This is a genomic window from Actinomycetota bacterium (assembly GCA_040754375.1).
In the GTDB taxonomy this organism is placed as follows: domain Bacteria; phylum Actinomycetota; class Acidimicrobiia; order Acidimicrobiales; family AC-14; genus JBFMCT01.
In genome coordinates, this window is the sequence record JBFMCT010000085.1 from 1 (window position 1) to 4,513 (window position 4,513).

At 76.3% G+C, this 4,513-nt stretch carries 8 protein-coding genes; all 8 read left to right on the forward strand.

Annotation, left to right across the window (positions count from 1 at the left end; all coding sequences use genetic code 11):
- Positions 1 to 357, forward strand: a 357-nt coding sequence (locus AB1673_17415; GenBank protein MEW6155736.1) for a hypothetical protein, incomplete at its 5' end; no start/stop codon positions are given.
- A 123-nt stretch (positions 358 to 480) separates the two neighbouring features.
- Positions 481 to 924 (forward strand): hypothetical protein, encoded by a 444-nt coding sequence (locus AB1673_17420; GenBank protein MEW6155737.1) that lies wholly within the window; start codon positions 481 to 483, stop codon positions 922 to 924.
- Positions 925 to 1,036: 112 nt separating this feature from the next.
- Entirely contained in the window at positions 1,037 to 2,200 is a 1,164-nt protein-coding gene (locus tag AB1673_17425) for a hypothetical protein (GenBank protein ID MEW6155738.1), read from the forward strand.
- Positions 2,201 to 2,242: 42 nt separating this feature from the next.
- The gene (locus tag AB1673_17430) at positions 2,243 to 2,668 is read left to right on the forward strand and encodes a DUF3151 family protein (GenBank protein MEW6155739.1); all 426 of its coding nucleotides are present in this window, start codon (positions 2,243 to 2,245) and stop codon (positions 2,666 to 2,668) included.
- The gene (locus tag AB1673_17435) at positions 2,665 to 2,982 is read left to right on the forward strand and encodes an acylphosphatase (GenBank protein MEW6155740.1); all 318 of its coding nucleotides are present in this window, start codon (positions 2,665 to 2,667) and stop codon (positions 2,980 to 2,982) included. The genes AB1673_17430 and AB1673_17435 overlap by 4 nt, the downstream gene beginning before the upstream one ends.
- On the forward strand, positions 2,979 to 3,542 hold the full coding sequence (locus AB1673_17440) for a hypothetical protein (protein MEW6155741.1): 564 nt from the start codon (positions 2,979 to 2,981) through the stop codon (positions 3,540 to 3,542). Before AB1673_17435 ends, AB1673_17440 begins: the two co-directional genes overlap by 4 nt.
- Positions 3,533 to 4,285: a c-type cytochrome gene (locus AB1673_17445; GenBank protein MEW6155742.1), complete on the forward strand. Its 753-nt coding sequence runs from the start codon at positions 3,533 to 3,535 to the stop codon at positions 4,283 to 4,285. The genes AB1673_17440 and AB1673_17445 overlap by 10 nt, the downstream gene beginning before the upstream one ends.
- Positions 4,286 to 4,287: 2 nt before the next feature.
- Positions 4,288 to 4,513: hypothetical protein (locus tag AB1673_17450; GenBank protein ID MEW6155743.1), on the forward strand; the 226-nt coding region annotated here is incomplete at its 3' end.

The window sequence follows — 4,513 nt, forward strand, 5'->3', positions numbered from 1 at the left end:
ACGGCCCGGGCCACCGAGGGCTCCACGGCCTCGGGCCAGGCCCGGGCGTCGGAGGGCTCCACCGCCTCGGGGCGGTCCACGGCCCGCAACGGCTCGGTGGCCTCGGGCTGCTCGGACGCCACCGACACCTCCACCACCTCGGGCGAGTGCGCCCCCGCCCCCAAGCCCCCCACCCACCCGGGCGGGCCCGGTGGCCCGGGCGGCCCCGGGGGCCCCGGCGGCGGCGGTGCCCTGGCCCGCACCGGCGGTGTGGACACCATGGCCCAGGCCGCGGCTGCGGCCACCGCCCTGGGGGCCGTACTGCTCGGCCTCGGCCGGCGCCGGTTCGCAGCCGAGCCGGTGGGGGAGGACGTCTGAGCCACATTGGCCACAACAGCCACAGGCGTTGACTGTGTGAACAGCAACCCACTACCGTTTACTCGACCAACAGAAGAAGGAAGGGCGATGACTAGGGACAGAGGACGAGCGGGAGCTTTTCTGGTGGCAGTGGGGAGCATGGTCGCCATGCTCGCCCTGCTGGCCGGCCCGGCCAGCGCCCAGACGAGCGGCGGGGCAATGGCTGACAACACATCGGTGGCCTCGGGCACGGCCCACGCCGAGGACGGCTCGACGGCCTCGGGTGTATCCCACGCCGAGAACTGGTCGACCGCCTCAGGTGAGTCGCACGCCCACGACGGCTCGACGGCGTCGGGCTGCTCGCGGGCCGAGGACGGCTCGACGGCTTCGGGAGCGGACTGCCCCAGGCACGTCCCGCCGCCCCACGTGACCGCCACGACCGTGCGCCCGGCGACGGCCACGCCCGCCCGCCTGGCCCTGACGGGCACGTGGACGGCCCCGCTGGCGGCCATGGCCGGCCTGTCGCTCGCCCTCGGTTCCGCCCTGCAGCTCGTGGGCCGGGGCCGGCGGCGCCCGATCGAAGGCTGAGCACCGACAAGACCGTCTGAACGAACAGAGCCCGCCGGCCCCTGGGCCATGGCGGGCTCTGTCGCGCCCAGGGCGCGTCCCCGTGGTGACCGGAGCGTGTGACACTGGGAGCGTGCGGGCCCGGACGATCGTTGCCGCGCTGGCGGCCGCGGCCACCCTGTCGGCGGCGTGCGGGGTGCCCGCCTCGGGCCCAGGCGGCTCGCTGGCGGGTGGCCCCGGCACGGGTGCCGCCCGCGGCGACCCCCCGGTCCCCCCCGGCGGTCTGACGGTCGCCGCCTTCCGTCAGGGCGCCGCCCCCCCACCAGGTGGGGCCCAGGCCTCAGCGACCCCCCGGTCCCCGGTCGACGCTCCCGGCCTGCCCCTGCCCGGCTGCCCTCCGCCCCCCCGGCCGCCGTCGGCAGGACCGGTCGATCCCGGCCCTGTCTACGTCCCCCCGGTCCTCGTACCCGAGGCCGATCTGCCCGCGCCCGTCCCCCCCGGGCAATGGACGCCCCAGCTTGGCCCGCTCGAGGGCAAGGGCATGTGGCTGTGGAAGTACTTCCAGTCCGAGGGGGGCAACGCCGACGCCATCGTGGAGCGGGCCGCGGCCGCCGGCCTGCGCCAGCTCTGGGTCCGAGTGGGGGACTCCAAGGACGGCTTCTACGCCCGTGACGTGCTCGACCAGCTCGTCCCTCGGGCGCACCGCCGGGGGATCGCGGTCATCGGCTGGGGCTTCCCCTTCCTCTTCGACCCCGTCGACGACGCCCGCTGGAGCGCCGAGGCCCTGTCCTGGCGCAGCCCTGACGGCCATGTCCTCGACGGTTTCAGCCCCGACATCGAACTGCAGACCGAAGGGGTGGCCATCTCCGAGGCCCGGGCCACCGTGTACACGAGCCTGGTGCGCCAGGCGGCCGGCGACCGGCTGGTGGTGGCCACCGTCTACCGCCCGAGCGACCGGCTGTGGCCGGACCGCTTCCCTTACGCGGCCATCGCCCCCTATGTCGATGCTTTCGCCCCGATGGTCTACTGGTACTGCCTCGAACCGGGCACGGTCACGGCCCAGGCCATCGAGCGCCTCGGCACCCTCAGGCCCGTCCACCCCATCGGCCAGGCCTACGACGGGACGCCCGACGGCGGCCGGGGCGGGCCGCCCACGGCCCACGAGACCAACCGGTTCCTGGACGTGGCCGTGCGCCACGGTGCCCTGGGGGCGTCGTTCTGGGTATGGCACCTCGCCGGCGAGGAGCAGTGGTCGGCCGTGGCCGCCTTCGACTGGCCCGGCCCGGGCGGGCGGTAGGTCGCTCCACGGGGCGGGCCCGCTCCGCAGTAGCGTTCGGGTATGGCAGACGTGACCTTTTCCACCGGCTTGCCCGAGACCGTGCTGCCGCCCGGCCCCGACGAAGCGGTGGCCGCCCTCGCCCAGGCCATGGCCCAGCCGCCCGAGCACCGCCGCCAAGCTGTCTCCTCGGTGGTCGAGCGCTGGCCCCGCTACCTCGACGCCTGGGCACGGCTGGGCCAGCTGGCGCGCGACGAGGTCGAGGCCTACGCCTGCTTCCGGGTCGGTTACCACCGGGGCCTCGACCAGCTACGCCAGTCGGGCTGGAGAGGCAGCGGGTACGTCCGCTGGCGCCACGAGACCAACCGAGGCTTCCTACGGGCCCTCGACGGGTTGCGCGAGGCGGCCGCGTCCATCGGCGAGCCCGACGAGGCCGAACGGTGCCAGATGTTCCTCCACCAGCTCGACCCCGACTGGGACCGGCGATGAGCGACGCCAGCAAGGCCAACGGCGACGGCAGCACCAGCGGCGACGGGGCCGTCGTCCGTCGGCGGCTGACCGTGAGCGGGCGGGTACAGGGGGTCTTCTACCGGGAGTCCCTGCGCCGGTTGGCGGTCGAGAAGGGGATCGGGGGTTGGGCCAGGAACACCCGTGATGGGCTCGAGGCCGTCCTCGAAGGACCGGAGCCCCTCGTGGACGAGCTGGTCAAGTGGTCCCGCAAGGGCCCGCCCCACGCGGTGGTGATCCACGTGCAGGTCGACGACGAGGAGCCGACGGGGGAGCGTGAGTTCCGGGTTCGATGACGGCCGAGCCGGTCGCCCCCACCGTCCCCGCCCCGGCTGACCGCTCGGCCACGGCTACCGGCACCGCCTTGGGGCTGGTGGCCGAGCTCATGATGCTGACGGGGCTGGCCGCGGCTTACCTCGGCTTGCGCGGCGAGGCCCGAGGCCCGTGGCCGCCCGAGGGGGCCGACCTGGCCGGGGCTGCGGCCGGGGTGCTGACGGTGGTACTCGCCCTTTCGTGGATGGGGGCGGAGGTGGCGGGCCGGGCCGAACGGGCGGGGGACTCCGGGGCCGCCCGGCGGCGGTGGAGGATCTCGGCGGTGCTCGCCGGGGTATTCGTCGCTGGGGGGGCGTGGACGTGGGCCACGGCCGAGCTGGGGCCGGCGTCGACGGGCTACCCGCTGGCCTTCCGGGCGCTGACCGGGGTGGTGGGCGCCCACGCCGTGCTGGGTGCGGCCCTGCTGGGGGGGCGGGCCCTGCGCCCGGCCGGCGCCCTGGCGCCGCTGCTCGTCAACTACCACTGGCGGTTCGTGGCCGGGGCGTGGGCCGGCCTCTACGCCCTGCTGTTCCTGTGGCCGTGAGGCGGCACCGGGCCCGGCCGGCGGGAGCTGGCCTCCTGCTCGGCCTGGCCCTGGGGATTACGGCCGCGGCCCACGCCCAGGGGCCGCCCGGGGTCCCCGCCAGCGAGGTGAGGGGTGGTCGGGACCTGTTCGAGGTGGCCTGTTCGAGCTGCCACGGGCTCACGGCCGCGGGCACCGAGGACGGGCCCTCGCTCGTCGGTGTGGGGGCGGCGTCGGCGGACTTCTACCTTTCCACCGGGCGCATGCCCCTCGACGATCCCAGGGCCCAGCCCAGTCGCAAGCCGCCGGCCTACAGCGAAGTCCAGGTGCGCCAGCTCGTGGCCTACGTGGCCTCCCTGGGACCGGGGCCGTCGGTCCCGGCCTCCCCGGCTTCGGCCCAGGCCCCGACGGGGACCGGTGCCCGCCTGTACGCCGCCCGGTGCGCGTCGTGCCACGGGCCGGCCGGTGCGGGCGGGGCGCACGGTCCCGACCGCTACGCCCCCGCTCTGTACGAGGCCACGCCTCTGCAGGTGGCCCAGGCCGTGAGGATCGGGCCGGGGACGATGCCCGCCCTTGGGCCCGACGAGCTGTCCGACTCCGAGCTGGCGGCCGTCGTCCGCCATGTCGCCTATCTGCAGGCCCCGGCCATGGGCGGGGCCGTAGGCCTCGGCCGGGCCCCCGCTGTCCCCGCGGCGGTGTTGGCCGCAGTGGCGGCCGTGGGCCTAGTGGTCCTGGCCCGGCGAGCCGGAACGGTCCGGGGCTGATCGTGGCCCCGGGGCGTCCCGCCGACGCCCGTCGGGCCCGCCGCCGGCCGGCGGCCGCGCTCGTGGTGGCCACGGTCGCCGTGCTGGTCCTGGCCGTCGTCTACGCGGCCGGTGGGCACCCCCAGGCCGAAGGCCTCCTGCTCGCTGTCGCCCTCGGGGCGGCGGCCCTGGCCCTGAGGTCCCACACCGGGCCACTAGCCGCCCCCGCCGCCCCCGCCGCCCCCGCCG

Bases quoted from the DNA above. Each gene is read 5' to 3' on its own strand.
- AB1673_17430 (MEW6155739.1), top strand. From the start codon at position 2,243: ATGGCAGACGTGACCTTTTCCACCGGCTTGCCCGAGACCGTGCTGCCG.
- AB1673_17435 (MEW6155740.1), top strand. From the start codon at position 2,665: ATGAGCGACGCCAGCAAGGCCAACGGCGACGGCAGCACCAGCGGCGAC.
- AB1673_17440 (MEW6155741.1), top strand. From the start codon at position 2,979: ATGACGGCCGAGCCGGTCGCCCCCACCGTCCCCGCCCCGGCTGACCGC.